Origin of the sequence: Enterobacter sichuanensis (assembly GCF_009036245.1) — a bacterium.
GTDB lineage: Bacteria > Pseudomonadota > Gammaproteobacteria > Enterobacterales > Enterobacteriaceae > Enterobacter > Enterobacter sichuanensis.
Window position 1 is genome coordinate 1,180,167 of record NZ_CP027986.1, and the last position, 26,189, is coordinate 1,206,355.

Genomic DNA, 26,189 nt, shown 5'->3' on the forward strand with positions numbered 1-26,189 from the left:
ATCAGGCTGGCCTGATCCACTTCTGGTCTTTTTTCGGCAGTTTATCCACCACCAGATGCCAGGAATCCGTAATCAGGTCGGTCACCAGTTCTGGCGTGACGTCGTCCGTACCGTAGAGGGAGATCCAGTGCTTTTTGTTGAGGTGATAGCCCGGTTCAACGCCGCGATAGATCTGCTGATTTAACAGCGATTTTTCCGGGTCTGACTTCAGGCTGACGTGCGGCCGCCCGTGCGCGACCGCCACAATCATGAAAATTTTTCCGCCCACTTTAAACACGTCAAATTCTGGCCCAAACGGCCAGCAGTGTTCAGTAAAGGGCAACTCCAGCGCCACGCGTTTGGCGTGCTCCTGCAAGGATTTACTCTCCATCGCTCTCTTCCTGGGCAAGCCCGCGCCACATCACCTCAAAGCCGAGCGCTTTAAATTCGACGGCGCGGGAAGGATCGCGGGTGGCAAATTCCATCGTGGATTCGGCCAGCGATAAGAACAGCGCATCGCCGAACGTTTTGAACTCATCAGACATAAACACCTGACGCACCGAGCGACGGCAAAGTTCATGCAGCTCCGGGAACATCTCTTTCACCGCCTGTTCCGTTTCGGCGCTCAGCTTTTCACTGACGCCAATCTGGCGGATAGCCGCATGGGCAACCGGGTTACGAATTCCCCAGTCCACATAGCTGTTCCAGATATTGCGGGTATGTTCCTTTGGCAGCGTGATGGTGCGATCGAGGTTCGCCAGCATGGTCTGGCAGAGATCCTGCTTCAGATGCAGATAGAGGGCATTCAGCAGATCGTCTTTTGTAGCAAAGTAGCGGAACAGGGTGCCTTCGGCGACACCCGCCTTACGGGCAATGAGCGCCGTTGAGGCGGCAATACCTGACTGTGCAAATGCCACCGTTGCGGCTTCCAGTAAGGCCTGTTTTTTATCTTCACTCTTCGGACGTGCCACTAAATTTTTCCCCCTGTCAATGATAAAAACCCTGATTGAAACACGTGCTTTGACCCGCTGCAACGCGGAATGTCAAAGATCGAAAACGTCTTGACGACTTTCTCATCACATCTATAATGAGTGCTTACTCACTCATAATCAAGTTTACCCCGCGCAAACTATCGGATGGGGCGCGTTTTCGGGTCAGGATATGAAAAAACCTCTCTTCATCTGCGTGGTGTTAATCATGATTTTAGCTTCAGCTGCGAGTTTACCGTGTGTTCTGAATGCCGGATTTGGCCAGTCGCCGCAGGGTGAGCAACTGACGGCAGTGGAGGCCTCCCCCCAGTATCGTGAGGGGAAATTCCACAACACGCTGCCGACGCCGGGGTATAACGGCGACAAAAATATGCTGGTCGCGATGTGGGATTTCCTGACCAAAAAAACCGAAAACGCACGCCCGGCCCGGCCGCTTCCGCTGGTAAAAACCGATCTTGCGAGCCTGCCGCTGGAGCAGGACACCCTGGTGTGGCTTGGCCACTCCTCGTGGTACCTGCAGCTGGCGGGCAAACGCATTTTGATTGACCCGGTACTCGGCAACTATGCCGCACCGTTCTCGTTCCTCAATAAAGCGTTTGCCGGCGAGTATCCGTGGCGGGCAGAAAGCATGCCGGAGATCGACCTGCTGATTATTTCGCATGATCACTACGATCATCTGGATTACGCCACCATCAGGGCGCTGCTGCCAAAGGTGAAGCGCGTGGTCACGCCGCTGGGCGTGGGTTCCCACCTGCGTTACTGGGGAATGAACCCCGAGATTATCGACGAGCGCGACTGGAACCAGTCGGTGCGCATCAGCGATGAGCTGACGGTGCACGTTCTGCCGGCGCGTCACTTCTCCGGGCGGGGTATCAAACGCGATCGCACCCTGTGGGGCAGCTTTATGTTCGTCACGCCGGAACAGAAGGTTTACTACAGCGGTGATTCCGGTTACGGCCCGCACTTTAAGGCCATCGGCGAGCAGTTTGGCGAGGTTGACCTGGCCATCATGGAAAACGGTCAGTACGACCAGGACTGGAAGTACATCCACATGCTGCCGGAGGAGACAGCGCAGGCGTCGGCGGATCTTGGCGCCAAAGCCGTGGTGCCCGGACATAACGGACGCTTCGTGCTGGCGAAACACGCCTGGAACGACCCGCTGATCCAGTTGGCCAACGCCAGCAAGGATCAAAATTATCGGCTGCTGACACCGGAACTGGGCGAGCCCGTCCGGGTGAGTGACACCACGCAAACATTCCGTACGTGGTGGGAATAATGTTTAAGCGAGAAGCAGAGGGGGAGAGCAGTATGACCATTTCCGCTCAAGTCATCGACACTATCGTCGAATGGATCGACGACAACCTGCACCAGCCATTACGTATAGAAGAGATTGCCCGTCACGCGGGCTACTCGAAATGGCACCTGCAGCGGTTGTTTATGCAGTACAAAGGGGAGAGTCTGGGACGCTATATCCGTGAACGCAAGCTGCTGCTGGCGGCGCGCGATCTGCGTGAATCCGACGCCCGGGTATACGATATCTGCCTGCGTTACGGGTTTGACTCGCAGCAGACGTTTACCCGCATCTTCACCCGCACCTTCAACCAGCCGCCTGGCGCGTACCGCAAAGAGAACCATAGCCAGACACATTAACCTGTCGTGTGTAGGCCGGGTAAGGCGTAGCCGCCACCCGGCTTTTTTGCTTACGACGCCAGTGAAAACCAGCGGCGCCAGACGAAACGCAACGCGAAGAATTCGATCGCCCCGAGCAGTAAAAACCACACGCAGAACAGAATGGTGTAAAGCTGGTTAAGGTCGACCATATGAAAGGTGGTCACCAGCTTCTGCGCCAGCACCAGCCCAAGCGAGGGCGCAGGGAGCAGCAGACACGAAAGCAGGGCCAGCAATAAAATGCCGCCTGCCGTGAGCAGCGATTCTAACGGGTGTTTCATCGTAATGTTAATCGTCAGTTAAAAATGTCATTGTCCGGCATCCCGGCACGTTAAGCAATTTAAACCCGTCACCCGGTTTCTCCTCGCCCCTTTGGGGTGTATGGTCCGCAGTCGGGTCGCTTACGGACTCGTCGCCCACAGCTCGCAGTGTTTCTGCACCAGTGAAATAAGCGATCCGCCGTCGGCGATAAAGTCGCGCATGCGCTGCGCCTCGCTCTTGCCCTGCTTTAACAGCAGAGCAATTTCATTGATTGCGCTTGCCGCGCCGAGCTTCTCGGCCGACGGCGCAACCTGCTCCAGCAGCCAGGCGATATCTTCCGCCACGGTTTTATGCTCGCCGGTATGTACATCCGTCAGAATACCTTCCAGCCCGTAGCGACAGGCCTGGAAACGGTTAAAGCGATAGAGCAGAAAATCCTTTTCCTGATGCTTATAAGGCCGCGTGGTCAGCAGCCAGTGGGATGTCGCCTGAATCAGCCCGGCGATATTAATCGCGTGGCCGAGGGTCAGCGGCGTATCCATCACCCGCACCTCCACGGTGCCAAAATGCGGGCTGGGGCGAATGTCCCAGTGCAGATCTTTAATGCTGTCGATCATGCTCGTGGAACTCAGGCGGCGGAACAGCCCTTCGAACTCCTGCCAGCTGTTGACCCACGGCATCTGACCGTTATCCGGAAAACCCGAAAAGATATTGAGCCGCGACGAGGCAAATTTCGTGTCCGTGCCCTGCATATACGGCGATGCCGCCGCCAGGGCGATAAAGTGTGGCACAAAGCGCGACAGGCCGTGCAGCAGATAAATCGCGTCATCCCCGGTCCGACAGCCGACATGCACGTGCTGGCCGAACACCGTGGCCTGCAAAATCAGATAGCCAAAGCGCTCCAGCGTGATGTTATAGCGCTTATCGTCACACACTTCCTGACGCTGCCACTTCTGGAACGGATGCGTCCCGCCGCCGCAAATCTGGATGTGCTGCTCCGCCGCCGCGCGCAGGATGCTCTGCTGCATCATCGAGAACTGCGCCGCCGCCTGGTCGATGTTCTGACACACGCCGGTAGCAATTTCGAGCATGCTTTCGGTGATATCGTGCTTCACTTCCCCGCCTTTAATGTCGTCTTTGACGGCGGCAATAAGCGCGGAGGAGTCCTGGCTCAGATCGTAGCCTGGCGGATTCACCACCTGCAGTTCCAGTTCGATGCCAAGGGTAAAAGGTTCAGAGGATTTGAAATCGGGTAAAGGCATGGCGCACTCCGTTGTCAGTAGAGTGATGAGTATAGACAACGACGTGGCGCTCACTGTTCAGGGTGGTATAACTGTTAGCAGGCTTAGCGAAAAGGGGAGTTCACCATGTCTGACAATCCAGTGATTGCGCTACTGGGGCCTGGCGCAATTGGTACCACCATTGCCGCGGTGCTGCATGACGCGGGCCGCACGCCGCTGCTGTGCGGACGCACCGCGCATCCTGAACTGCGCTTGCGCGACGATGAGGGGGAAACGGTTGTGCCCGGTCCGGTATTAACCGATCCGAGCGTCATCGCGCGCCCGGCCGATCTGGTTTTTGTGGCGGTAAAAACGACGCAAAATGCCGACAGCGCCGGATGGCTGCGCGCGCTGTGTGATGAAAACACGGTGGTCTGCGCCCTGCAAAACGGCGTTGAGCAAAAAGCCCAGCTTGAGCCGTGGGTCAACGGCGCCACGGTACTGCCGTCGGTGGTCTGGTTCCCGGCACAGCGCGAGCCGGATGCCTCCGTATGGCTGCGCGCCAGGCCGCGACTGACTCTGCCGGATGTGCCGCAGGCAAAACAGGTGGTGGATGCGCTGCAGGGGACACGCTGCGCGGTTGAACTCTCGGCAGACTTCTCAACGGTGGCCTGGCGCAAGCTGCTGCAAAACGCCGTTGCCGGGCTGATGGTGCTGGCTAACCGCCGCGCCGGGATGTTCAGGCGCGAGGATGTCAGCGAACTGGCGCTGGCCTATCTGCGCGAGGGGCTTGCCGTCGCGCGCGCCGAAGGGGCGACGCTGGATGATGAGGTCGCACAAGAGATCCTGGCGAACTTCCAGCGTGCGCCCGCGGATTTGGGCACCTCGATCCTCGCCGACCGCCAGGCGGATCGCCCGCTGGAGTGGGATATCCGCAACGGCGTGATCCAGCGCTACGGCCGCAAACACGGTATTGCGGTGCCCATCAGCGACGTGGTGGTCCCGCTGCTGGCGGCGGGGAGCGAGGGGCCGGGCTAACGGCCGCTGTTTTTGCGTTCGGTGAGGACTGGCGTGTGGCAATAATCTGGGGATAGTCAGCCTTAAACACATATGCGAAACTTACCGCTTCTGAAAAAATGTGGTGGGACCCGCTCAATGTCAGAACAACATTCGCAGTGCCTGTTCAGTGAAGGACAGATCACCTTTCCTGAGGGTTATCAGGATCGTACCGTCAACGTCTTCGCGCCGCCTGCGGCGGATGCGCCGGCGTTCAACATCTCCCGCGATGCCCTCAATCCCGGCGAAGCGCTTGCCGCGTATATCGATCGCCAGCTCGCGCTGATGGCAAAACACATCAAGGCCTGGAAGCAGGGTGAGCGCAGCGCCGCTACGCTTGGCGACAACCTTTCACAGGGTGAAATTGTCCATGCCAGCTACCTGCGCGACGGGAAACGCATCTGGCAGCAGCAGGCCGTCTTTAATACCAACAGCGATAAAGTCCTGGTCTTCACCATGACCTGCACCCGCGCGCCGGGCGATGCCGACAGCGCGCTGTTTGGCGAACTTCTCAGGAGCTTCCGCTTCCACCATTAACTTCAGGGACCGTTGTTATGTTTGAAGCAGCACGCGTTGGTGATGATATCGGCCACTCCGGTGCGCTGGCCGGGATGATTGCCGGAACGATTGTCGGTGGCCTGATTGCCGCCGCCGGGGGCATTCTGGCAGGGGCCATGTTTATTGCCGGTCTCGGCGCATCCTGTCTTGGCGTGGGCGTCCTGCTCGTCGGCGCCAGCCTGGCCGTGGGGTATTATACCGGGGAGCTGGCGACCGCCGCCCGGGACAGCATCGCGGACGCCGGGGCATCCAGCATGACGAAGAAAGGCGTCATCACCTCCGGCTCGCCGAACGTGTTTATCAACGGTAAACCCGCCGCGCTTGCCACCGATAGCACCGTCGACTGTTCTGACGACGGCTCGCAGCAGATGGCCGAAGGCTCTAAGCGCGTCTCCATTAACAGCCAGCCAGCCTCCCGCATCGGGGATCGCACCACCTGCGACGCGAAGGTGATGACCGGTTCGAACAACGTCATTATTGGCGGCGACCCGCAGCAAACCCTGCCCATTCAGTCTGAAGTGCCCGAGTGGCTCTATAAGGTCTCCGATCTTACCCTGCTGTTCGCCGGGCTTATCGGCGGCTGGGGCGGGGCCGCTGGCAAAGTCGGGGCGCTTTCTAAACTGCTGGGCAAAATCCCTGGCATTAATAAGCTGGCCCGTATCGCCTGTCGCGCCGGCACGCTGATGACCGGCGTGGCGGCCGCGGGGATTATCGCCCGCCCGGTGGATATCGTCAGCGGACAGAAGTTTCTCAGCGGGGATGACGAGCTGGACTTCGTCCTGCCTTCCCGTCTGCCAGTGCGCTGGCAGCGCTACTGGCGCAGCGGCAACCCCGGCGACAGCGTGCTGGGCCGCGGCTGGAGCCTGTTCTGGGAAAGCCGCCTGGAGGCGTATCAGGACGGCCTGGTGTGGCGCGCGCCGTCCGGCGATTACGTCGCCTTCCCGAAGGTCCCGAAAGGACTGCGCGCCTACTGCGAAAGTGAAAAGAACTGGCTTGAACATCACCAGGACGACAGCTGGTCGGTGTATGACGTCAGCGGCGAGCGCTGGCACTATGCGCCGCTTAAGGAAGATGCCCCGTCGCTGCTCCAGCGCATCTCTGAACCCTGCGGCAACGATATCCTCTTCGAGTGGAATGCGGATAATACCCTGCATGCCCTGACCGACAGCGCGGGCCAGCGCGTGGTCTGCCGCTACGATCGTGACAGGCTCCTCGGCGCCTGGCTGGATGACGAGATCTGTCTGGTCAGTTACGATTATGATGAACAGCGCCAGCTGGTCTGTGTGACCGGCCGGGGCGGTAGCGTGCGCCGACGCTTCCGCTGGCAGGACGGGCTGATGAGCGCCCAAGAGGATGCCAACGGCCTGCTGAGCGAATACCGCTGGCGGGAGATTGACGGCCTGCCGCGCGTGGTCGGCTTCCGCCACAGCGGCGGCGAACAGCTGACGTTCGAATATGATTTTGATAACGGCACCCGCCGTGCGACCCGCGATGACGGCGCGCAGGCGCACTGGCTGGTGGATGACGACGACAACGTTGCCCGCTTCACGGATTACGACGGTCGCCAGACGACGTTTGTCTACCGCGACGGCGAGCTCTGCGATGTTATTCTGCCCGGCGGTGCGATGCGCCGCAGCACGTGGGACAAATACGGCCGCATGACCAGTGAGACGGACCCGGCGGGCCGCCGCACGGAGTATCACTGGCATCGCCTGACCGACCGCATCACCCGCACGGTATACCCGGACGGCACCTCATCGCAGGCCATCTACGACCTTCGCGGTCGCCTGCTGGCGGAAACCGATCCGGCCGGTAGCACCACCGCGTATCGCTATCCCGACGATGAAGAAAACCTGCCGGAGAGCATCACCGACGCCATCGGCGGCGTGGTGCGCCTGGTCTGGAACCACCAGGGGCTGCTGACGCAGCGCACCGACTGCTCCGGCAGCGTCACCCGCTTCACCTACGACCGTTTCGGGCAACTTGTTGCCAGCGAGGATGCGGAAGGGAACATCACGCGCCGGGAGTGGAGCCGCGCCGGGCTGCTGAGCGCTGTGATCCATCCGGACGGCAGCCGCGAGTCGCTGGTGTGGAATGAACGCGGCCAGCTCACGGGCTGGCGCGACCCGCTGGAAAGCGAAGTGTCCTGGGCCTATAACGCGCTCGGCCTCCCGGTCAGCCTCACCGACCGTATTGGCCGCGTGCGCCAGTGGCGCTACGACCCGCGCGGTAACCTGCTGCGACTTGATAACGGCAACGGGGCGGAATACCGCTTCACCTACGACGCCGTGGGTCGCCCGCTCAGTGAAACGCGCCCGGACGAGACCGTGCGCCATATGGAATGGGACGCGCGAGGGTTCCTCTGTGCGCTCGAAGAAAACGGCCGACCTGCCGCCGACGGCGGCATCGCCCGTCGCGTCCAGCAGTTCAGCTATGACGACAGCGGGCTGCTGATCGGGCGCACTCAGCGCCACGCGGAGTACCGCTACGTCCGCGACCTGAGCGGCCAGATTACTCGCATCCGCCGTACGCCGACGGCCGAAGGCGTTGCACTGGGTATCGAAAGCGATGAGATCGCTTACCGTCACGACGCCGCCGGGCGCGTGCTGAGCGAGTCCGGCATTAACGGCGAGGTGGGCTACGAATGGGATGCCCTGAGCAACCTGACCGGCCTGATCCTGCCCGGCGAGCAAAAGCTGGCCTGGCTGCACTACGGCTCCGGCCACGTCAGCGCCATCCGCTTCGGGCAGCAGCTGGTGACCGAGTTCACCCGCGATCGCCTGCACCGCGAGGTGCGCCGCACCCAGGGCGCGCGCGAGCAGCTCCGCCAGTATGACAGCCTCGGCAGACGCACCCTGCAGCGCAGCGAATTAAGCACGGACGTGACCCTGCCGGAGCAGGCGCTACTGGAACGCCTCTATCGCTACACCGCGCGCGGCGAGCTTTCCGGCGTCAGCGACACCCTGCGCGGTGAGGTGGACTACGGCTACGACGCCGAAGGGCGTCTGCTGAAGCACTACGAGGCCCGACAGGGGCACAGCCGCGCGCAGTTCAGCTACGACGCAGCGGATAACCTCGCGGCCAATGACGATGCGGTACCGGTCACGGATAACCGCCTGCAGCACTGGCAGGCGCTGTTTATGAAATACGACCACTGGGGCAACCTGGTCAGCCGCCGCAACGGGCTGTATGAACAGCATTATGCGTATGACGCCGAGAACCGTCTGGTGTCCGCCCGGGGAACCGGCCCGGAAGGGCGGTTTGAGGCGCGCTATCACTACGACGCACTGGGCCGCCGCACGCGCAAAACCGTCACCACGACGCACGGCACCACCGACACGCGCTTCCTGTGGCAGGGCTACCGCCTGCTGCAAGAGCAGCAGGAGAGCGGGCTGTGCAGCACCTATGTATACGACCCGAATGAAGCCTGGAGCCCGCTGGCGCGGGTGGATCATCTTCGTGACCAGCGCAGCGGTGAGATTTACTGGTTCAACACCGACCTGAACGGCGCGCCGCTGGAAGTGACCGACGAGCGCGGCGCGGTGCGCTGGAGCGGCCAGTACGGCAGCTTTGGCGAAGTGCGCCACCAGAGCGAAGGGTTCTCACGGGTTGTGAATCGCTCGGCGATGGCACACCAGCCGCTTCGCTATGCCGGGCAGTACGCTGACGGTGAAACGGGGCTGCATTATAACCTGTTCCGCTACTACGACCCGCAGGTCGGGCGGTTTATTGTGCAGGATCCGATTGGGCTGAATGGCGGGTGGAACCTTTATCAGTATGCGCCGAATTCTCTAATATGGATCGACCCGTTAGGATTGAAAGGGTTCTTTACCCCATCAATTTTTAATGCTCCTTCAGGTAGTACTCATACCGTTTACCAGCAATCAATAGACTGGGACTTACCTGTCAACACGAGGGGAGGAGTAAAAACAAATTTAGATTTAGCTTTGGAAGGTAAATCACCTTTTGTTGTGAAAAATGGAGCCTATTCACAAATAAATATTCACCATTCTAAACAAAATGGGCTAGGATCTTTATTTGAGCTTTCATCAAATACGCATCAGACATATTATGGAACAAATGCTCTCCATCCTTATTTACCAAATGCTCACCCAATTAATCCTGTAAACAGAGATTTATTTAATCTGGATCGTGAAGCATATTGGAGGGGGCGAGCACAAGCAGAATTAAACAGTCGAGCAAAAACTAAATGTGGGTGAGAGATTATGTTATCTGAAAAAATAAAGTTAATGAGTCAATCTCGAGGTTGGTGGTATGATGATATCACTCAAGAGTATAGTGATGCTTTGCTTTCTTTAGGTATTGACCTTTCTTCTGATTTTGCTCAATTTTATTTGCACGTTGAGGATGGGGCTACTTTTCATAGCAGGAATCATGAAATTTATCAGATCTGCTGGTTTGTTATAAATTCCTCATACCAACTTGATCTTAAGAGAACACATGAAATATTAAAAATACCAAACGAGTATATTCCCTTGGATGGTTTTCAAAGCGAGGGTGGGTATTTTTATAACAAAAAAACTGGAGAGGTTTTATTTATCAATGTAGGGGATACTTTAACTAAGTTCCTTCAGGGGGAATTAAAGCCTCAATGGGTAGACTTTAATTCTTTCATTGAATGGTTTTTTGATTTAGATAAATGAATGAAATATGCCGGAAACTATTAAGTTCCGGCTTTTATTACTACAGACAATTTTTCCATAGTGTGGAGTATCTAAGATCAAGAAGTCATGACCTTAGTAAGGAAAGCTTATGCCTATTTCATGCGGTAAGCCTGCAAATAAAGATGAAATTAAAATTTTGGAGGGGAAATTCAAAATCCATTTGCCAGATGATTATAAAGAATTCCTCAGGTTGAAAAATGGCTTTGTTGTAAAATCTCCGGATTTTTGTGAGTTAGAGTATGCAGGTGTCGATGAAGGGGTTATCGCCTTTTATGCCCTTTTTGGAATAAATATGAAAAATCCAAACCACGATATTTTTCGTCAAAATGAAAATTTTTTAAGTGAACTTGATTTCATTGATGATAAGTTAATTATTGGTGATGATCCTGGAGGTAATTTTTACCTTATATTAAATGGCAGTGAAAACCAGGGTGTGTATTATTGGGACAGAACACATCTACATGCTGAGGATGATATCCAAGAGTTTGAGATCGCTGAGCAAAATGAGTGCGGCAATATCTATAAAATTACTAATAGCTTTACGGAATTTTACGAGAAAATTAGTGAGACATCTCTTGATGCAGGAATGAATGTAACTGTTGATTTATGATTTTTCAAAATAAAGCCATAATCAGAATATGATCATGGCTTATTTTTTTTTACATTTAGATGTTAGTAAATAGATAAACAGTAATAAAGAGAATATCAGATATGCTTGTATTTTACCATTGGTAATAATGCCATTGCATAGAAAAAAGGCATTACACAGAAAGCGGCTCAGAATTTGTTAACAGCTAATATAGATGCTTTTGGTAAGCAGGCCAAGAATGGTGCGATATATGTTGATTTTGATGTACCGGAAAAAACATTAGTACCTACCAATGAAGGGTGAGCAAAAATAGTAGGGCCAGATTCTATTGAGGGGCGATTAGCTAAACGCAAAGGCTTGGAAGTTCCTGAAATGCCAACAGCACAAAATATCGCTATCAAAGGTGAGGAAATTAATGGGGAAGTTAGAAAAAGATGCTAAATAAATTTGAGCAATGGGTGATTCAGCAGGGTGATTATATTCTTACTCATAATAAAAATGAGTTATCCAATAGTGCGGTGGTAGATTTCGAAAACGAAAACTATATAGCAAGATTTACGGTTTGGGATGATTTTAGCTGTATGTCAGAAGTAATGGATGTAAATACAGGTTTGTACAAACTAAATAAGCGAAATGAATTTTCAACATTTTATGAGCTTCTGGATATATTTGACATTTTTCGAATGAATATACAATAGATTATTGGTCCGATAAGAGATATAACTCTCTTCAGAGCAGTATGATGATAAAATGGGGCTGCATAATAACCTGTTCCGCTACTACGACCCGGAGGTCGGGGGGGTATTGTGCAGGATCCGATTGGGCTGAATGGCGGGTGGAACCTTTATCATTATGCGCCGAATCCGTTGTTATGGATTGATCCTCTTGGATTAACCGCCCTAGATACTACAGGATACAATGTTTATGGATTATTTGATCCGGGAGAAACAAAATCTTATTACGTTGGTATAACTGATGATCTTCTCAGGAGAGCGGGAGAACATAGGGGCTCTGGGTGATTAACTCCGGGTGCTCAGTTGCTTCCTTTAGATGAGAATGTGGCCTATGCACAAGCTAGAGGTTACGAACAATATTACATAGAGGAATATAAAACTCGTACCGGAACAATAGGTGAAGATATTTCAGCTACTAATCGCGGGAATAAAAACAATTCATTTGACCATAAACGTACTGACGGAAGAAGACAGTCTTTTGAAGCAGAATACAGCATCAAGAAAAATGGTTCAGGCGGAAAAGGAAAGAGGTGCGGATGAGTAACTTTAAATTTTGGGCATGGGAGAAAAAACCAAGAACCATGCTTTGCTATGTCAAGCCTGGCGATATATTTTGCTTTAAGGTTGATGGAGAAAGATATCGTTTTGGTCGTATTATGTCATTAATGTCGGTAGGGCATATAGCTGAAATTTTTGATATTTTATCTGATGCACCTAAAATAACCGAGGCTGGTATTGAGAATGCTAAAAGAATTATTCCTCCACTGATTATAGATACCTATTCTCTAATGGATAAAAAAATTGAGCCAGAAAGTGACTGGAGAATAATTGGGCATCAGGATAATTATTCTCCTGATAATGTTGATGAGATTTATTTTGCATTCGGTATTGGTGATTCTTGCAAAAAGAAAGATTTTTATGGGAATGTTTTCCCAATCGATGAAAGTGAATGGAATGCTCTTCCTAAACTATCACCTAAAAGTGATTTTGATATAAAGAATTTATTAAGTAAAGTTTAGGTGTGAAGCCGGGATAAAAAACTCCCAGTTGGTTTATGATTAATAATTACCTGATGGTTTAGTAAATGAGATATGCAGGAATGAGAGAAATACAAAACTCTATTGGTCTTTAATAGCATTGAATGCATAATTGCCATGAAGAAGAATAATGCGCGATCCTGTAAGCAATGTAATGAATGTCAATAATACTGTGGTGAGTATACCGACACTAAAATGCCAAAAATAACAGTATCTAAATTTGATGGAAATAAAGTTGAGTTCACCTCAGTTTTAGGCAATGGAGTGGCTGTTTGGTGTGGTGAACCACCGAAAGTAAATAGTTGTTATAATGTCGAATTTGATGTGGATGACATTTTTAAATGGGGGTTGAATATTAATGATGTTTGTCAGGAGACACCTGAAATCAAGATGGATGATGAGGGAATATTATTTGTTTCTCAGGTCATCTCTTATGAGAGTGACGGGTTTTTAACTGTTTCATTAGGTGGTCAGATTATTTTTTTAGATGTTGAGGCCTACCCAGGTGGTTGTAAATATGTTTCGTTCTCAACAGCTATAAAAAATATCTCACTGTATCCTTTTGTAGTGTAGATGGAAACTAAGAAGAACTTACCTGTTCCGTTACTACGACCCACACACAGGTTGGGCAGTTAATCGTGCAGGATCCGCTTGGGTTGAATGCTGGGTGGAATTTTTATCAGTATCCGCTGAATCCGCTGGGGTGGTTTGCTCCGTGGGGTTATATAATAGTAATACTGTCATAAGAGCGGTGACGCCTGGAAACCCGAGATTATTTGAGCGGATAAAAAACAATAAGTACAACAGCTTAGCATAAAATAACACCGGCCTAACATATTGCAGGTGCTCCGCATTTGCGTGACTCTTGGATTTCCTCCACCAGAAGCCAGGCATCAGCAGAGAATTTACAAACACCGTTTACTCGAAATGCTGCTGCGGCGCATCAGGAAGTATTGATTTTTGGTGAGATTCCTCACGAAGTCATCATATTTAAATAGATGATTTATGTTATGTGATGTAAAGAAAAAAATAATTGATAATGACTTTGTTAATAATGTCAGAATTAATATGGTTTTCAATGATGAACAGTATAATGACTTGGTTTCTAGTTTAGAGGAGGTTGCTAACTTATTGAAAAATAATGAGTTCATAGATAAAGAATTAGCTTTGTATTTATATACAATACCTCAAATGATAAGAAATGCGTATGCGAGTTTTGAACAAGTGGAAAACAAACCAGATTTGGCTTTTAGATTAGAAGATGCATGGATAGAGTTAGACTCGCTAGTAATAAACTGTTTAAGCTAATAAGAATGAAGGCCGGATGAGAAATTCGCCCGACTTTGATATGATATAATCATTTCTTGAACCACAAACATATAATTAATAATCCATCCTCTATTACGACCCGCAGATCGTGCGGTTTATCGTGCAGGATCTGATTGGATTATGTAATGAATATGAGGTTAGAGGTAACAATCCATACCAGACGCGGGTTGATCCTCGTTACCCCGGAAGACCTCATTATGCATTCTCAATAGATAACAGAACATTAGTATCAGGAATACTTATTTCAAACTGCGATATAAGAAAACACCAAGAATTTTGGAGTTAATAGTCTGATATGCATCGGGTTCCTTAAGTAAAAGCAAGTTATATACAATAAAAGAAATGAGACACTTACCGAAAATAGATGACACCTAGATTAAAGTATTTCCTGAACATGTGAATTGTAAAGGAGATACAATAATACATTATCAGGTCGATTTTGGATCATATGCTATATCCACACCTGGACGTACTCATGTTCGCAGTGGCGGTGTTTGGTATACGGAATGAGGATAATAATTATGCTGTTAACAATAAATGAAATTGAAGTTAAGTTGCATGAGAAGTTCTCTCCTTTTAATGGAGAGATGGATGATTTGATTTTGAAAAAAAGAATGGCACCTGTAAATAATATCAAGCATTCAGAGGAAAGTCTTGGCGTAAATTTCCCAAAGGATTTTATTGAGTTTGTCAATAATTATGACATTGATAACTTCTCTTTGGGGAATTTATCTTTCGGCCATGGTGATGATTATTTGGAGAAAATAGTCAGGATTAACAGTGATGAGTTTAACCATTGGTGGATTGGCGAGCATAGACCAGATGGTGTGATATGTATTGCAATATCAGACCCTTATACTATCTTGCTTAATACTCACGATGGCAAAGTTTATGCTATTACAAGTGAACAAACTATGGATGGATGGGAATCGATAGCTGATAATTTTGAGCTATTTATCAGAGGTGTTGGTTCGCATTTTTTTAAAGTCTGCTCGCTAACGGAAATTATAAAGTCAACAGGTGCAATCGATATTTCATTTTGGAATAATATCTAACGATAGTGTCTGGTGATAACTTATTTATGTCTGAACTTGGTGTGTGTTTTTTTGATACAATATAAAACTGGTGAAGAAACGGATTTCCTTAATTGATGGGATTTGAAATGGACATTAACTCATCCTTCTAATTCAGCGTTTTTGTATGGTTTAGTACGTGCGGAATCTTTTCCAAAACCGCATTTGAAGATCCTTTAGGGTAAAATTATCATGTATCTTTCTGATTCGGAAAACAAACTAACTATATATGAAGTAAATGATTTCAATGCAAGTTTTGATGATCGTCTTCCCATGTCATTTCTTGATTTTTATCTTAAAAATAATGGCGGGTATCCTCATAATTATGAAGATGGTAATCCTTTTATGCTTGGTGGTTTTAACCCTATAAAATATGGAAACCTGCCGATTGAGCAACTCTATCGCGACCTTATTGAGTCGTTTGGTGAGTTGAGGAATATGGTCCCTTTTGCCTATGATGGCGGGGGGAACTCTTTTCTACTATCTCTCAAACCTGATGATACATTAGGGAAGGTTTTTATTTTTCTGATGGATGATAAAGAGGTTGAATTGGTTGCCGATTCGTTCTCGGAATTTTTAGAAGAATTGTTTTCTTGAAAGTAAAGAGGCAGTTTATAAAATTCTCGACAGTGAGGTTGCTGTTATCGAAAACTCAAAGTAAGGTTCGTTTAAAATATTTAAATTCAGTCATTAATTTGAAAACTTATAGATTTACAACCCGGCTTATGCCGGGTTTATTAATATTGAACGGCAAATGTTAAATTTTTCAGATCCAATAAACGCTTTGCTTCCAGAAACTGATGTGCAACCTTATGTTATTTATGGATTTATGAAGCCTGTGCCAACGCACAGGAAAATAAAACTTCCCCTTGGTTTGGTGAATTGGGTCGGGCACTCAATATGAGATTTAACAATCTGTACAGAGTTATATTGATTCCGGCCATTAGAAAGTAATTAAGAAAACAGAAGGCAAAACCTGTGGATAGAGTAGAGTTACAAAGTGAGTTAAATAAATTAAACATACCCAGAGATAGCTACTCTATTGATGGTGTTAAGGATGAGACATTATGTTTGATCCTCGATAGAGGGCTATGGTGTGTTTTTTATAGTGAACATGGAAAACGCACAGAGGTTGATTTTTTTGCAACTGAAAGTGATGCCTGTCAATCCTTCCTTGCCAGAATCACCAAATGGTTCTAGTTTCAAAAAGTATGTAAAATTAGGTGCCAGTTTTTGGAGTTTCTTAGGCTGGTACTAATTTTCATGTTTGCTAATAATAATCAAAGCATGTGAGTGTAATTCTGCCGCATCAACCTTTTTTAGTATGGTAAGTACTGCTTTCTAATCAGAAAATCGTCGCCACGTCGCACGACACCACCAACACCCGCTTCCTGTGGCAGGGCTACCGCCTGCTGCAGGAGCAGGAGAGTGGGATGTGCCGCACCTACAGATTATTTAGCTAATGACCCTGTATTTACTAACAGACGTCGTGATGCATCCAAAATTGCCGGAATGAGCGAAATAGAAGTGTCTATAGATAGTAAATTACGTAGTACTCTCCTTGGTTTGAGAGAAGAACCTTTTGATTTCAGAATTTTTAAGAGTCATGAGTTAGGTGACATGGCAAGGCGTGGTGATGTTCAGCACAAAGTCGGCTGTAAGTAGGAGATGATGAGTATACATAAAAGATGGTTAAGCTTTGTATTGCTTGACGATATATCATTTAAAGAGCTGCTTACAAAGCTAGAACAGGTATTTGAACGGACACTAATTTGTGAAGATGATGAGGGGCGTTATATTGCTAAAGCTGAATGTGATGGTTTTACTGTAACGCTTATAGATAAAGAAGATAGGCTAAGCGAATTTTTATGCGATGAAAACTATAGTCTTGAAATAACGATAAGATCTGATGACTATTTTAATTCCAATTTTGAAAATTTCATAAAGGAAACTTTAAGGAATGGTAATATAAAATGGGGAAGATCAGTTTGGGCTCCTGATAAATTATCTCAATGAGTAAACTGTTTTAAATGTTCTTTAAACCCAGTTAATTAAATAGAGTTTTGTTTTGTTTTGTTTTTTATTTATTAAATAAAATGAATGCTTTATATTTAATTACGATCCAAACGAAACTTGAAGCCTGCTGGCGAGGGTAGAACATCTTCCGGAATTTACCGGTTCAACACTACCTGAATGGGGCGTTGCAGCTGACTTGCACAATTTTTTTGGTCTAAAGTGCCTTATGAAAAATGTAGAAAGCTAATCAGGAGCAAATAAAGTCTAGAGGAGGTAGGTGTGGCTGATAACCAAGAAAAGTCTTTGACTTTAAGTCAAAATGAGATAGTCGCCTTGAAAAAAGCGATAATGTATTTAAAATTTTCTTGTGAGGAAACTGAATCTATAATGTACGCAGGTAATCCTCTGATTAACTCTATTTTTTCTAAACTAATAGAGATTGATGATTTAGGACAGCAATCTATTGATTTTTATAATAAAGGTCATGCTGAGAACGAAAGGTTTATTTTGGCTAAATTAGATAAGTTAGAACTTGAAAATGGTCGGGAATTTCAAAGCGAAGTCAAGGAAAGTTCTTTTAGGGAATGCCTTTTTCCGTTCTCAACAAAATAACTTCTGTATTGTAAATGGTCGGTTTGGAAATACTCCTTACCGGCTCTTCTTTAATCCGCTGATGGTTAATGGTCCATTAGAGTCAAAATTACTGCACTCCGTTGTGTCTTTCCCGTATTGAGGTTCTATAAGTCAATTCGAAAAATATCATGGGGCTAAGTATTAGTCTCTTGAAGCTTAAAAACAGCCAACTCATTGAATCCAAAATGAAATAGGGGTGGTAATGTCACGTGAACTGGTTTTTTATGTAGATGATGAAGGTGTTTCAGTCGATTTAATCTTAACAGTATTTGGGCCTTCTCTCGTCCAATGCATAAACCTTCAATCTGATTCGGTCGATGAAAAAATGAAAAAAGACATCGATTTTCTTATTAAGAAACAGAAAAATTTTTCCGAGAAAATCGCAACTGAAACCCAGGCATATAGTAAGCGTATATATGGTACGGATGCAAAAGACTTGATTTTGCTGAAAGTTTATCTTTCTCCAGATGAAGACAATGAATTTGGGTTCATGTTCTCGACCGATTTAGATGAGGAACATGGGATTGGTATCAAATTTAAAGGGCTTGCAGTGAAGAAAATTGGTAGTGGCGAAACAGCATTTTTATAGAATTTAATTATGTCTATCCGATCGGGCAGACCCATTCCTGTGGCAGGGCTACCGCCTGCTGCAGGAGAGCGGGCTGTGCAGCACGTATGTATACGACCCGAATGAAGCCTGGAGCCCGCTGGCGCGGGTGGATCACCTTCGTGACCAGCGCAGCGGTGAGATTTACTGGTTCAGTACCGATCTGAACGGCGCGCCGCTGGAAGTGACCGACGAGCGTGGCGCGGTGCGCTGGAGCGGCCAGTACGGCAGCTTTGGCGAGGTACGCCATCAGAGCGAAGGGTTCTCACGGGTAATGAATCGCTCGGCAATGGCACACCAGCCGCTTCGCTATGCCGGGCAGTACGCTGACAGGGAAACGGGGCTGCATTATAACCTGTTCCGCTACTACGATCCGCAGGTCGGGCGGTTTATTGTGCAGGATCCGATTGGGTTGAATGGTGGGTGGAACCTTTATCAGTATGCGCCGAATCCGTTGGGGTGGATTGATCCGCTGGGTTTTAAATGTTCTCATTCAGCAAAGAATCCTAAAGAATTCCATGCTGTGGTAAACGAAAAATGGGGGCATAAAATGACCGCCTCAGAAATGAGGGAAGTACAAAAAACAATCGATAATATTAAATTGAATAGACCAGCTTTTCCTCGTGATGGGATACCTTTTGAAAATAATTTCAAAATTTCACCAGATAGTCAGCGCCTTAACACAGGAAGCGGTCCTTATAGAGAGTGGACAGTGAAAACACCTGGTTTAGGAAATCGAGGAGTTAGGCGTATAGTTGTGGATACAAAAACAGGTCAAACATTTTATAGTCACGATCATTACAACACTTTCATAGAGATCAGTCCAGGAGGATGGAAGTAATGAAAGTAATTACTTTATCTATTGATTTTAAAGAAATAAATGATGTTACAGAATTTCATAATAGGGTTAAGCAGTTGTTTGGCTTTCCTGATTTCTATGGTAATAATTTCCATGCGTTCATAGATTGTCTGACTAGTTTGCGATTCCCCGAAGAGGGGATGACATCTTTAAACCTAAAGCAAGACGAGTTTTTATTACTTAAGATAAGTAATATCAATAATTTGGATGAGGAATTGAAGCATGATTTTCTTTTGTCAATTCAAGAGATAAATAATAGGAGTATTTTATTTGGTGAGGAGCCAACTATCTTGTTATTGCTTTGTACGCAACATAAGTGAAATATGGCTGGCGAAAAGAAAAAATTCGCCTTTTTTATTAAACGATATTATTATGAACGGAAGCATGTTTCGTAAAGTATATTTTTTACTCACTATGTGGAGTGTAATCATAGATACTTTTGGGAGGGCTGATGAGAGGGATTAAAGAGGCTTTGAAGCAGCTAGCCGCTATTTGCAAAAAATACTCGCTGTCCGGGAGTTTCAGCACCGTCAGTGACCTGGATAATACATTCCCGTCCAACTTACCTCGTTCAACAGATATCGATTTCTTATATAAAAATTATAATCCTGAAAAGTTAAGGATTGAAACAGGTTTCACACCAATTAAAATTCACTCTGTCAGTGAGCTCACGAAGGCTCATAATGGTTATGAATACTTACCAGATAATTATCTTGTTATTGGTGATGATTTAGGTGGAGGTAAACCTATAATTGCGGTTATCGATGAAGGGAATTCCTCTGTTTATGCAAGTTATGATGTCATTGAACCGTTTCAGATAGCCAGTAGTCTCTCTGGGTTCATATTTTCTCTAGCTGAGCTAATTGATTTGGTATATGGTCACTACGATATCTTTGATATAGCAGATGATAATGACGAAGTAAAAGATAATTTCATTGATGAGTTGCGGGAAAGGATTGTACCACTTATCGGTAATGAAAATTTCAATGCGTTTTATAATTATTTTTATGGGTGATTATTTTCTTTCAAGGTAAACCAGTATGGCGAAAATGTTATTTTTAACGAGGAGATGTTCTCTGTGATTTTTACAGGTATCTTAAGCAAGATTTAAAAGAGTAATGCTGTGTATTTATTCAGGTGGAATTAATCTAATACATGAAAGGAGAGGGATTACATGCAGACGACGCGAGTAATGGGCGAGGGATATGAACCGTACGTTGAGCAATTAGGTGACAAACTGATTTATTCAATACCTGTCGAATCGGGATTTGTCAGCTTTCATTTTGAGTTTGATATTCGTCAGACCGATCTTGACGTCTTGCTGTCCGATCATTACCGGCGGGCCGTCCTGGAAGTGACCGCTCACACTTTGCTCCAGCGTTCGACGTTGAAGGGACATAACAGATTTACGCAGAACGATTTTGATAACCTTCTTGCCACTGTCCTTCATGCATCGCAAGAGCATCTCAGCGCATTCATTTCTCAGATTAATCGGGAGCACAATATTTCGATTGAACATTATGTGGATGACATCGTGAACAGGCGCATAAACAAAGGATGAATATACCGATCCCAGATAAGGCCAATATTATTTTAAAAATCACACTGGGCCGATAGCGCTTTTCAACCTCATGCAACCCGAAGAGTTCAAATTGATTTTTCGTGAGAAGCTTTCAACAAACGCTTATTTGTCTGTGTCTTCGTTCAGTTTGGCGGATGCCTGTCTGTTTCCTTGCTAAATTTTTTTCCGGGAGCAGGGGGCTGGTGAGGAAATGGAATCAGGATGAGTTAGCGTATTGCCACGCTTTATCTTATTGCCTGGCGTTTTTCATTGCATCCTGCTTCCCCGGGTTGCATTGCTGTTTTGTTCCGGGAAGATAAAAATTCCCTGATGGGTCCGGATCTGTTCCGCCCGGACAACCCGCCCGGCCATCAGATGAGACGGTGCCATCAGAACCGTTTCCGCCATCGGAGCCATTCCCTCCATCACCACCCTTACCGCCATCAGCAGCATTTACGGTAAATGCACTGAGTAAAAGCAAACAGGCAATAGCGCGCTTATTCATTAAAATCTCCATTGTTCAATCCATTTACGTGCGGGAAAATATTCCCGCGAGGGTCCCATGCGGAACATTTCACAGGCGAACCTCACTCCTGACTTTCAATATTCGCTTTAACAGCCTCCAGCGTCCTCTTACGGATCCAGCCGCTGCCCGCCCGTATTACCAGCCAGTAAGCTGTCATCCTTAGCCTGGTGCTTCTGTCCGGACAATAGACGAAGGTTTCCGTAGATAGCTCATGTTGGCCTGGCGCCAGTTCCGTTACCTGATAGCGCAGCAGCAGTTTCGCGCTGCCCGGCGCAGCGGGCGTCTGAAAAGTATTCGCGTCCGGCACGTTTTCCAGACCGAAATCCGTACGCCAGAATTGCCCTCTTAAGCCATAGCACAGCTCAGAGGGTGAACTTTTCAACAGGGTAAAGCTGTGCAAACCAAAGTTGCCGATCGCGTTAGACTCAGTGTTGCGCAGTAATTTCTGCGGTATTTGGCGCAAAGACATTAGTCGCCGAATCACGGGGTCTTGCCGGACGTCAAAATGTGCAATCAACGGCAGAATAGTTTCTGGATGAGCAGTATGTATAACCGTTCGATGTTTCTCATGGAATTGAAACTGGGGTAGAAAAGCGGGTACGTCCCGCCAGTGAGAAAGCGCTTTGCGGGTAACGAATCCTGGGTTTAGCATCTCTCTTCCTTGTCATCCTTTGAGCTCAGCCAGAGTAACAGATGGCTTGCCGCAGACAATTACCAGGAAAAGAGAGGGGTATCTGGCCGAAACCGTACCTTGCTTCGGTAGCATTCCGGCCTCTCTTCGCCGGCCTCAGTGTGCTGTGAGATACGGCTCCTTCACAAATTCTGCCAACAGCCAGACCATATCATGCAATAGCCCGGTGAGCTCCCTCGCCACGCTCGCAGGCAGTGCACCGCCCATTACCGCCAGCGTCAACGCGACAGCATAATCCACCTGAAACGCCGTCTCCTGCCAGCAGTCCGGTACGCAGGAGGTCAGCTTTTCTCCCGCAATCAGCTGTTCAACCAGATACGGCGGAAGCTCGGCGTCACAGCACTCCCGCAGCCGTTTGAGCACGGCCAGCAATCGTCTGCAGAGTGTGGCAAACGTTACTGCATCGTCAGTTTCCACCAGCACGCTGACATAGGCTGCGCAGGTATCAGCCAGCTCGAAAAGATCCGCAGAATCGGGGAGATGAAGGTTAATAAGGTGATGAACCGCGCTTTCTTCAGAGAGCGGGTAAGAAAATGCAGGGATAGTCGCCATTTAGCATCCTCTTCGGGCAAAAAAATGACATGTTATGCTAACGGGTTCCTACGCCCGGTTACGAATATGCCGCAACGCAGGCACTTTACGGCCGTGATGAAGGGATGAAAAGGGATGCCCCTGAATTACATAAGGTTGCTTGCAGGTTTGCGAGGCGGCTTCCAGAAGGCCATTGCCGGGTGGCGGCTACGCCTTACCCGGCCTACGAAAACTGCTGATTGGGTCATTCACATTTAGGGCCGACAGAACAAGACTGTAAAGCGGTTTTTTGCCGATCGTGGGTGAAGATCTGCCATTTTATTGCCGATGTACTCAGGGTAAAAATGGCCGTGGCTAGCGTGTTCTCTTCATCCGGATCGTGTGGCGAGAGACGATAAATCGGGAGCGCGGAGTCGTGCTGGTCAGAAAGAATATCCAGTGCCGCCGCACCATCAAGCTGAGATTGCGTCTCAAGCCAGGCGTTTAGCCGTGTTTGCCGTGAACGGGAACTGTCCGTGATCACCTGCTCAACAGCAGCAAGCTGAGGGTGGATAAGGTGATTAGCATGGGCGAAAACCTCCCGCAACGGCATGATGGAACAGCCTGTTCCCGTGGCTTCTACGCTAAACAGACGACGGTCTCCCCGTTGCCCCAGCGTGTGATGAAAGGCTCCGGCGCGTGGCTCTGAGGTCAGTATGGTGATGGCTTCATCCAGGGTGGCGGCATTCAGCGCGGCGCGGGCGAGTATCTGGCGCGGCATTCCGTCCGGACGGTGTACAGCGCGAATGTTATTCACCGTATTCACCACACCTTTTTCGTTTACGGCAAAGGTATGTCCGCAAATCGATCCCGGATAGGCAAAACTGGTGAACGCCAGGCCGTCATCAGGGGTGATACTGACGATGGCGCAGTCACTGCGAAGCTGAGGGAAACCGTCTTCGTTATGCGCAATAATCAGCTCCCCCTCCGCAGTGCTTCCCGCTACGGTGGTACAACCGTCAGAGGTAGAGCGCACCAAATCGCCGCGACAGTTCCAGGCAAACACCTCATCAAGCGGTGCCTCCAGCCCCCTGGCGAGTCCCTCCAGCTCCTGCCAAATCAGGGGAAACTGAGACTGGACGCGAGAGCGCATTCGCCGGGTCTGTTCTGCGTCTTTCATGGCGGTAACGGTTTGCCACAATGCCGTTTGCGTCAGTTTTGCATGCCAGGCCTCGCGGCCGAATACGCCAAGTTCCTGACCCACCGCAAAAGCGGAACCACTAATTTCTAATTTTTTCATGGTGTTATCATTCACTTCTGTTCAGGATACATGCTGCAAAAAATTCTTTCAGGCGAGGATTAGCGCTGCTGTTCAGCAGCATATCAGGTGGACCATCTTCGGCAATGGTGCCGCCATCAATAAAGATGAGCCGTGATGCCACATCGCGGGCGAAGCCGATTTCATGGGTCACTATCACCATGGTCATGCCTTCTTCGGCCAGCGAGCGCATCACTTTCAGGACCTCATGCCGTAATTCGGGATCCAGCGCTGAGGTCGGCTCATCGAACAGCATCATTTTCGGTTTCACTGCCAGAGCTCTGGCAATGGCCACGCGCTGCTGCTGACCGCCCGAGAGCTCTGATGGGTAGTGATGAGCGCGTTCGCGTAAGCCCACACGGTCCAGTAGCGCCAGTGCCTGTTCACGCGCGGCAGCTTTGCTCTGTTTGCGCACGCGAACTGGACCAAACATCACATTCTCCAGCGCCGTCAGATGGGGGAATAGATGGAACTGCTGAAACACCATCCCGGCTTCGCGGCGGATATCGCACTCATTCGCGTGAGGATCGGTAATATGCATTCCCGCTACCAGCAGCGTGCCGGAGGAAATCTCCTCCAGCTTATTAATGCAGCGTAGCAGCGTCGATTTACCCGACCCGGAAGGACCAATGATCACCACCACTTCACCGGCTTCAATTTTTAAATTGATGTCGTGCAGCACTTGAGTGGAACCGAAGTTCTTCGACACTGCGCTAAATTCAACCATGCTCATAAAATATGGATCCTTTTCTCCAGTTGCTTCAGGAGGAAACTCAGACACAGCGTTACCAGCAGGTAAATCATTGCCACTGCGGTCCAGACTTCCAGCGCGCGGAAATTACCGGCAATAATTTCCTGCCCCTGACGCGTCAATTCCGCCACACCAATCACAATAAACAGCGAGGTGTCTTTTATACTAATAATCCACTGATTACCTAACGCAGGGATCATACGGCGTAATGCCAGCGGCATAATGACATGCCATAGCGTGCTGCGTTGTGATAATCCCATCGCCAGGCTGGCCTCTCTGAATCCTTTATTAATTGAGAGAATCGCCCCGCGGGTGATTTCTGCAATATAAGCACCCGAGTTAATCACAATTGTCGTAATGGCTGCCGTTACCGGATCAATATGAACGGGTAACACCATGGGAAGTGCGAAGTAAATAAACATCACTTGCACCATAATCGGCGTGCCGCGGATTAACTCGACAAAGACTAACGAGACGGTTTTTGATATCTTTCCTCCAAGCGCACGGCAGGTTCCTGCCAGCAGGCCAATAACAAAACCACCCAATAAACCTGATAAAGAAATAATCAGCGTCAGCTGTAGTCCTTGCAACAACAGCGGCAGGGACTCCCAAATATATTTACTGTCGAAATTCATCATTCTACCCGTTAAGATGCAACGAGGTCGGATCGCTCCGACCTGGCGGGATTATTTTGGCTGTTTCGCAAACCACTTCACGTAGATCTTGCTGTAAGTCCCGTCCGCGCGTAAGGCCTCCAGTGCAGCGTTGATCTTTGGCTTCAGGGGGCTGTTTTTCTGCATCGCAAAGCCGTAGTGCTGCGGCAGAATGCTGTCGGTCTCGCCGGTAGATTTCACTTTGCCATCACCTGCCGTTTTGACGTAATAGAGCACGTTGGGTGAGTCATGTACCACGGCATCAAGATTACCTGCCTGCAAATCAAGATAGGCGTTATCGATATTCGGGAACTCGACATAATTCGCCTTATATTTGCTTTTCATAAAACTGGCCGCCGCTGTTCCCTGCTTCAGTCCCACTTTCTTATCCGCTAAATCGCTGAATTTAGCAATGGTATTATCGCTGCTTTTAACCGCCATTAATAAATCAGCATCATAATAACCCTCGCTGAAATCAACGACCTGTTTACGCGCGTCGGTTATAGTAATCCCCGCCATTGCAACATCGAGATTACGTGATTGCAAACCGGGAATCAGTCCGCCGAAATCCATTGGGCGCAATTCGTAGCTGACATTCATCTTTTTGGCAATGGCATCCCACAAATCTATATCAAAACCGACATATTTATCGCCTTGTTTAAATTCAAAGGGTACAAAAGCGGTATCAACTCCAACCGTTAATTTATCCTGTGCGCCTGCCACAAAACTGGCGGAACAAGCGACCAGCGCTAACGTAACTTTTAATTTGGTCAGTAATCCAGACATAATAACCCTCGGCGTCAGTGAAACAGCGTGCATGAATATCATCCGGCGAAATAAAATCGACGGAGTGGGAAATAAAAATAGTGACAGGCAGGGCGCACTT

General features: G+C 48.7%; 33 protein-coding genes and 4 pseudogenes. 26 read left to right on the top strand and 11 right to left on the bottom strand.

All coding sequences use genetic code 11. From position 1 onward, the window contains the following. Window position 1: 1 nt before the first annotated feature. Complete coding sequence (locus C1N69_RS05465) at window positions 2-370, bottom strand: MmcQ/YjbR family DNA-binding protein (RefSeq protein ID WP_025759537.1); 369 nt, start codon at window positions 368-370, stop codon at window positions 2-4. Further along, on the bottom strand, window positions 360-950 hold the full coding sequence (locus C1N69_RS05470; protein WP_059386507.1) for a TetR/AcrR family transcriptional regulator: 591 nt from the start codon (window positions 948-950) through the stop codon (window positions 360-362). Before C1N69_RS05470 ends, C1N69_RS05465 begins: the two co-directional genes overlap by 11 nt. A gap of 190 nt (window positions 951-1,140) precedes the next feature. Between C1N69_RS05470 and C1N69_RS05475 the strand changes: the two genes are divergently transcribed. Together C1N69_RS05475 and C1N69_RS05480 are read left to right on the top strand one after the other, a co-directional pair. Next, entirely contained in the window at window positions 1,141-2,244 is a 1,104-nt protein-coding gene (locus C1N69_RS05475; RefSeq protein ID WP_155030801.1) for an MBL fold metallo-hydrolase, read from the top strand. Window positions 2,245-2,276: 32 nt separating this feature from the next. Next, window positions 2,277-2,618, top strand: a complete 342-nt coding sequence (locus C1N69_RS05480; RefSeq protein ID WP_010428317.1) for a RamA family antibiotic efflux transcriptional regulator — start codon at window positions 2,277-2,279, stop codon at window positions 2,616-2,618. Between the two features lie 50 nt (window positions 2,619-2,668). Here the strand turns inward: C1N69_RS05480 and C1N69_RS05485 are convergent, their stop codons facing one another. Both C1N69_RS05485 and C1N69_RS05490 read right to left on the bottom strand, forming a co-directional pair. Beyond that, the gene (locus C1N69_RS05485; protein ID WP_155030802.1) at window positions 2,669-2,917 is read right to left on the bottom strand and encodes a DUF1158 domain-containing protein; all 249 of its coding nucleotides are present in this window, start codon (window positions 2,915-2,917) and stop codon (window positions 2,669-2,671) included. A 120-nt stretch (window positions 2,918-3,037) separates the two neighbouring features. Then, on the bottom strand, window positions 3,038-4,159 hold the full coding sequence (locus C1N69_RS05490; protein WP_155030803.1) for a YbdK family carboxylate-amine ligase: 1,122 nt from the start codon (window positions 4,157-4,159) through the stop codon (window positions 3,038-3,040). 105 nt (window positions 4,160-4,264) lie between these two features. Here C1N69_RS05490 and C1N69_RS05495 point away from each other — a divergent pair, with 105 nt between their 5' ends. From C1N69_RS05495 to C1N69_RS05595, 24 genes and pseudogenes are all read left to right on the top strand, one after another. Further along, window positions 4,265-5,155 (top strand): oxidoreductase, encoded by an 891-nt coding sequence (locus C1N69_RS05495; protein ID WP_155030804.1) that lies wholly within the window; start codon window positions 4,265-4,267, stop codon window positions 5,153-5,155. Between the two features lie 117 nt (window positions 5,156-5,272). Then, on the top strand, window positions 5,273-5,710 hold the full coding sequence (locus C1N69_RS05500; RefSeq protein ID WP_095441109.1) for a DcrB-related protein: 438 nt from the start codon (window positions 5,273-5,275) through the stop codon (window positions 5,708-5,710). Between the two features lie 17 nt (window positions 5,711-5,727). After that, entirely contained in the window at window positions 5,728-9,951 is a 4,224-nt protein-coding gene (locus C1N69_RS05505; protein ID WP_155030805.1) for an RHS repeat-associated core domain-containing protein, read from the top strand. Between the two features lie 6 nt (window positions 9,952-9,957). After that, on the top strand, window positions 9,958-10,395 hold the full coding sequence (locus C1N69_RS05510) for a hypothetical protein (RefSeq protein ID WP_155030806.1): 438 nt from the start codon (window positions 9,958-9,960) through the stop codon (window positions 10,393-10,395). Between the two features lie 109 nt (window positions 10,396-10,504). Then, entirely contained in the window at window positions 10,505-11,026 is a 522-nt protein-coding gene (locus tag C1N69_RS05515) for an SMI1/KNR4 family protein (RefSeq protein WP_155030807.1), read from the top strand. A 180-nt stretch (window positions 11,027-11,206) separates the two neighbouring features. Beyond that, window positions 11,207-11,446, top strand: a pseudogene (locus C1N69_RS23130) (TreTu family toxin); the annotation flags it as partial. Next, window positions 11,440-11,703, top strand: a complete 264-nt coding sequence (locus tag C1N69_RS05520; protein WP_059386186.1) for an immunity protein TriTu family protein — start codon at window positions 11,440-11,442, stop codon at window positions 11,701-11,703. The pseudogene C1N69_RS23130 and the gene C1N69_RS05520, both read left to right, overlap by 7 nt. A gap of 43 nt (window positions 11,704-11,746) precedes the next feature. Beyond that, window positions 11,747-11,904: pseudogene (locus tag C1N69_RS23135) on the top strand (RHS repeat-associated core domain-containing protein); the annotation flags it as partial. Window positions 11,905-12,042: 138 nt separating this feature from the next. Continuing rightward, window positions 12,043-12,279: a hypothetical protein gene (locus C1N69_RS05525; protein ID WP_155030808.1), complete on the top strand. Its 237-nt coding sequence runs from the start codon at window positions 12,043-12,045 to the stop codon at window positions 12,277-12,279. Further along, a complete protein-coding gene (locus tag C1N69_RS05530) occupies window positions 12,276-12,758 on the top strand; it encodes an immunity 26/phosphotriesterase HocA family protein (protein ID WP_155030809.1) in 483 nt (160 codons plus the stop codon). Before C1N69_RS05525 ends, C1N69_RS05530 begins: the two co-directional genes overlap by 4 nt. Before the next feature lie 213 nt (window positions 12,759-12,971). Further along, window positions 12,972-13,349, top strand: coding sequence for a hypothetical protein (locus tag C1N69_RS05535; RefSeq protein ID WP_155030810.1), 378 nt, complete (start codon window positions 12,972-12,974; stop codon window positions 13,347-13,349). Between the two features lie 432 nt (window positions 13,350-13,781). Then, on the top strand, window positions 13,782-14,084 hold the full coding sequence (locus tag C1N69_RS05540; protein WP_155030811.1) for a hypothetical protein: 303 nt from the start codon (window positions 13,782-13,784) through the stop codon (window positions 14,082-14,084). A 417-nt stretch (window positions 14,085-14,501) separates the two neighbouring features. Beyond that, entirely contained in the window at window positions 14,502-14,615 is a 114-nt protein-coding gene (locus C1N69_RS22900) for a hypothetical protein (protein ID WP_244956316.1), read from the top strand. Window positions 14,616-14,626: 11 nt separating this feature from the next. Further along, window positions 14,627-15,160: an SMI1/KNR4 family protein gene (locus C1N69_RS05550; RefSeq protein ID WP_155030812.1), complete on the top strand. Its 534-nt coding sequence runs from the start codon at window positions 14,627-14,629 to the stop codon at window positions 15,158-15,160. 210 nt (window positions 15,161-15,370) lie between these two features. Continuing rightward, a complete protein-coding gene (locus tag C1N69_RS05555) occupies window positions 15,371-15,775 on the top strand; it encodes an SMI1/KNR4 family protein (RefSeq protein WP_155030813.1) in 405 nt (134 codons plus the stop codon). 831 nt (window positions 15,776-16,606) lie between these two features. Then, window positions 16,607-16,843: a hypothetical protein gene (locus C1N69_RS05560; protein ID WP_179958052.1), complete on the top strand. Its 237-nt coding sequence runs from the start codon at window positions 16,607-16,609 to the stop codon at window positions 16,841-16,843. Between the two features lie 3 nt (window positions 16,844-16,846). Then, window positions 16,847-17,194, top strand: coding sequence for a hypothetical protein (locus C1N69_RS05565; RefSeq protein ID WP_244956317.1), 348 nt, complete (start codon window positions 16,847-16,849; stop codon window positions 17,192-17,194). Between the two features lie 279 nt (window positions 17,195-17,473). Next, window positions 17,474-17,806: a hypothetical protein gene (locus tag C1N69_RS05570; RefSeq protein WP_155030814.1), complete on the top strand. Its 333-nt coding sequence runs from the start codon at window positions 17,474-17,476 to the stop codon at window positions 17,804-17,806. 223 nt (window positions 17,807-18,029) lie between these two features. Continuing rightward, window positions 18,030-18,416: a hypothetical protein gene (locus C1N69_RS05575; RefSeq protein ID WP_155030815.1), complete on the top strand. Its 387-nt coding sequence runs from the start codon at window positions 18,030-18,032 to the stop codon at window positions 18,414-18,416. Between the two features lie 34 nt (window positions 18,417-18,450). Then, window positions 18,451-18,912: pseudogene (locus tag C1N69_RS22905) on the top strand (RHS repeat-associated core domain-containing protein); the annotation flags it as partial. An 87-nt stretch (window positions 18,913-18,999) separates the two neighbouring features. Further along, window positions 19,000-19,275 (top strand): ribonuclease domain-containing protein, encoded by a 276-nt coding sequence (locus tag C1N69_RS23190; protein WP_244956326.1) that lies wholly within the window; start codon window positions 19,000-19,002, stop codon window positions 19,273-19,275. Beyond that, complete coding sequence (locus C1N69_RS05585; protein WP_155030816.1) at window positions 19,275-19,613, top strand: barstar family protein; 339 nt, start codon at window positions 19,275-19,277, stop codon at window positions 19,611-19,613. Before C1N69_RS23190 ends, C1N69_RS05585 begins: the two co-directional genes overlap by 1 nt. 131 nt (window positions 19,614-19,744) lie before the next feature. Next, entirely contained in the window at window positions 19,745-20,308 is a 564-nt protein-coding gene (locus C1N69_RS05590; RefSeq protein ID WP_155030817.1) for a hypothetical protein, read from the top strand. 159 nt (window positions 20,309-20,467) lie between these two features. After that, complete coding sequence (locus C1N69_RS05595) at window positions 20,468-20,854, top strand: hypothetical protein (RefSeq protein WP_025759700.1); 387 nt, start codon at window positions 20,468-20,470, stop codon at window positions 20,852-20,854. A 250-nt stretch (window positions 20,855-21,104) separates the two neighbouring features. Here the strand turns inward: C1N69_RS05595 and C1N69_RS05605 are convergent, their stop codons facing one another. The 7 genes and pseudogenes from C1N69_RS05605 to glnH all read right to left on the bottom strand — a co-directional run bounded on the left by C1N69_RS05605 (window position 21,105) and on the right by glnH (window position 26,089). Beyond that, window positions 21,105-21,371 carry a hypothetical protein gene (locus tag C1N69_RS05605; RefSeq protein WP_244956318.1) on the bottom strand — a complete coding sequence of 89 codons (267 nt, stop codon included), beginning with the start codon at window positions 21,369-21,371 and terminating at the stop codon, window positions 21,105-21,107. Between the two features lie 70 nt (window positions 21,372-21,441). Next, window positions 21,442-22,032 carry a hypothetical protein gene (locus C1N69_RS05610; protein ID WP_155030818.1) on the bottom strand — a complete coding sequence of 197 codons (591 nt, stop codon included), beginning with the start codon at window positions 22,030-22,032 and terminating at the stop codon, window positions 21,442-21,444. A gap of 135 nt (window positions 22,033-22,167) precedes the next feature. Beyond that, window positions 22,168-22,623: a hypothetical protein gene (locus tag C1N69_RS05615; RefSeq protein ID WP_155030819.1), complete on the bottom strand. Its 456-nt coding sequence runs from the start codon at window positions 22,621-22,623 to the stop codon at window positions 22,168-22,170. Between the two features lie 223 nt (window positions 22,624-22,846). Next, complete coding sequence (locus C1N69_RS05620; RefSeq protein ID WP_155030820.1) at window positions 22,847-23,881, bottom strand: C45 family autoproteolytic acyltransferase/hydrolase; 1,035 nt, start codon at window positions 23,879-23,881, stop codon at window positions 22,847-22,849. 21 nt (window positions 23,882-23,902) lie between these two features. Continuing rightward, window positions 23,903-24,626: pseudogene (gene glnQ, locus C1N69_RS05625) on the bottom strand (glutamine ABC transporter ATP-binding protein GlnQ). Window positions 24,627-24,628: 2 nt separating this feature from the next. Further along, a complete protein-coding gene (gene glnP, locus C1N69_RS05630) occupies window positions 24,629-25,285 on the bottom strand; it encodes a glutamine ABC transporter permease GlnP (protein WP_025759694.1) in 657 nt (218 codons plus the stop codon). 51 nt (window positions 25,286-25,336) lie between these two features. After that, window positions 25,337-26,089, bottom strand: a complete 753-nt coding sequence (gene glnH / locus C1N69_RS05635; RefSeq protein WP_095441084.1) for a glutamine ABC transporter substrate-binding protein GlnH — start codon at window positions 26,087-26,089, stop codon at window positions 25,337-25,339. Window positions 26,090-26,189 lie beyond the last annotated feature (100 nt).

Excerpts from the sequence above, each read along its gene's own strand:
- C1N69_RS05540 (WP_155030811.1), top strand. The coding sequence starts at position 13,782 with ATGTTATGTGATGTAAAGAAAAAAATAATTGATAATGACTTTGTTAAT.
- C1N69_RS05535 (WP_155030810.1), top strand. The coding sequence starts at position 12,972 with ATGCCAAAAATAACAGTATCTAAATTTGATGGAAATAAAGTTGAGTTC.
- C1N69_RS05475 (WP_155030801.1), top strand. The coding sequence starts at position 1,141 with ATGAAAAAACCTCTCTTCATCTGCGTGGTGTTAATCATGATTTTAGCT.
- C1N69_RS05515 (WP_155030807.1), top strand. The coding sequence starts at position 10,505 with ATGCCTATTTCATGCGGTAAGCCTGCAAATAAAGATGAAATTAAAATT.
- C1N69_RS05575 (WP_155030815.1), top strand. The coding sequence starts at position 18,030 with ATGTCACGTGAACTGGTTTTTTATGTAGATGATGAAGGTGTTTCAGTC.
- C1N69_RS05550 (WP_155030812.1), top strand. The coding sequence starts at position 14,627 with ATGCTGTTAACAATAAATGAAATTGAAGTTAAGTTGCATGAGAAGTTC.
- C1N69_RS05610 (WP_155030818.1), bottom strand. The coding sequence starts at position 22,032 with ATGCTAAACCCAGGATTCGTTACCCGCAAAGCGCTTTCTCACTGGCGG.
- C1N69_RS05530 (WP_155030809.1), top strand. The coding sequence starts at position 12,276 with ATGAGTAACTTTAAATTTTGGGCATGGGAGAAAAAACCAAGAACCATG.
- C1N69_RS05590 (WP_155030817.1), top strand. The coding sequence starts at position 19,745 with ATGAGAGGGATTAAAGAGGCTTTGAAGCAGCTAGCCGCTATTTGCAAA.
- C1N69_RS05565 (WP_244956317.1), top strand. The coding sequence starts at position 16,847 with ATGATGAGTATACATAAAAGATGGTTAAGCTTTGTATTGCTTGACGAT.
- C1N69_RS05485 (WP_155030802.1), bottom strand. The coding sequence starts at position 2,917 with ATGAAACACCCGTTAGAATCGCTGCTCACGGCAGGCGGCATTTTATTG.
- C1N69_RS05605 (WP_244956318.1), bottom strand. The coding sequence starts at position 21,371 with ATGGAGATTTTAATGAATAAGCGCGCTATTGCCTGTTTGCTTTTACTC.
- C1N69_RS05490 (WP_155030803.1), bottom strand. The coding sequence starts at position 4,159 with ATGCCTTTACCCGATTTCAAATCCTCTGAACCTTTTACCCTTGGCATC.
- glnH (WP_095441084.1), bottom strand. The coding sequence starts at position 26,089 with ATGTCTGGATTACTGACCAAATTAAAAGTTACGTTAGCGCTGGTCGCT.
- C1N69_RS23190 (WP_244956326.1), top strand. The coding sequence starts at position 19,000 with ATGAGGGAAGTACAAAAAACAATCGATAATATTAAATTGAATAGACCA.
- C1N69_RS05620 (WP_155030820.1), bottom strand. The coding sequence starts at position 23,881 with ATGAAAAAATTAGAAATTAGTGGTTCCGCTTTTGCGGTGGGTCAGGAA.
- C1N69_RS05480 (WP_010428317.1), top strand. The coding sequence starts at position 2,277 with ATGACCATTTCCGCTCAAGTCATCGACACTATCGTCGAATGGATCGAC.
- C1N69_RS05520 (WP_059386186.1), top strand. The coding sequence starts at position 11,440 with ATGCTAAATAAATTTGAGCAATGGGTGATTCAGCAGGGTGATTATATT.
- C1N69_RS05585 (WP_155030816.1), top strand. The coding sequence starts at position 19,275 with ATGAAAGTAATTACTTTATCTATTGATTTTAAAGAAATAAATGATGTT.
- C1N69_RS05495 (WP_155030804.1), top strand. The coding sequence starts at position 4,265 with ATGTCTGACAATCCAGTGATTGCGCTACTGGGGCCTGGCGCAATTGGT.
- C1N69_RS05500 (WP_095441109.1), top strand. The coding sequence starts at position 5,273 with ATGTCAGAACAACATTCGCAGTGCCTGTTCAGTGAAGGACAGATCACC.
- C1N69_RS05595 (WP_025759700.1), top strand. The coding sequence starts at position 20,468 with ATGCAGACGACGCGAGTAATGGGCGAGGGATATGAACCGTACGTTGAG.
- glnP (WP_025759694.1), bottom strand. The coding sequence starts at position 25,285 with ATGAATTTCGACAGTAAATATATTTGGGAGTCCCTGCCGCTGTTGTTG.
- C1N69_RS05505 (WP_155030805.1), top strand. The coding sequence starts at position 5,728 with ATGTTTGAAGCAGCACGCGTTGGTGATGATATCGGCCACTCCGGTGCG.
- C1N69_RS05465 (WP_025759537.1), bottom strand. The coding sequence starts at position 370 with ATGGAGAGTAAATCCTTGCAGGAGCACGCCAAACGCGTGGCGCTGGAG.
- C1N69_RS05615 (WP_155030819.1), bottom strand. The coding sequence starts at position 22,623 with ATGGCGACTATCCCTGCATTTTCTTACCCGCTCTCTGAAGAAAGCGCG.
- C1N69_RS05510 (WP_155030806.1), top strand. The coding sequence starts at position 9,958 with ATGTTATCTGAAAAAATAAAGTTAATGAGTCAATCTCGAGGTTGGTGG.
- C1N69_RS05555 (WP_155030813.1), top strand. The coding sequence starts at position 15,371 with ATGTATCTTTCTGATTCGGAAAACAAACTAACTATATATGAAGTAAAT.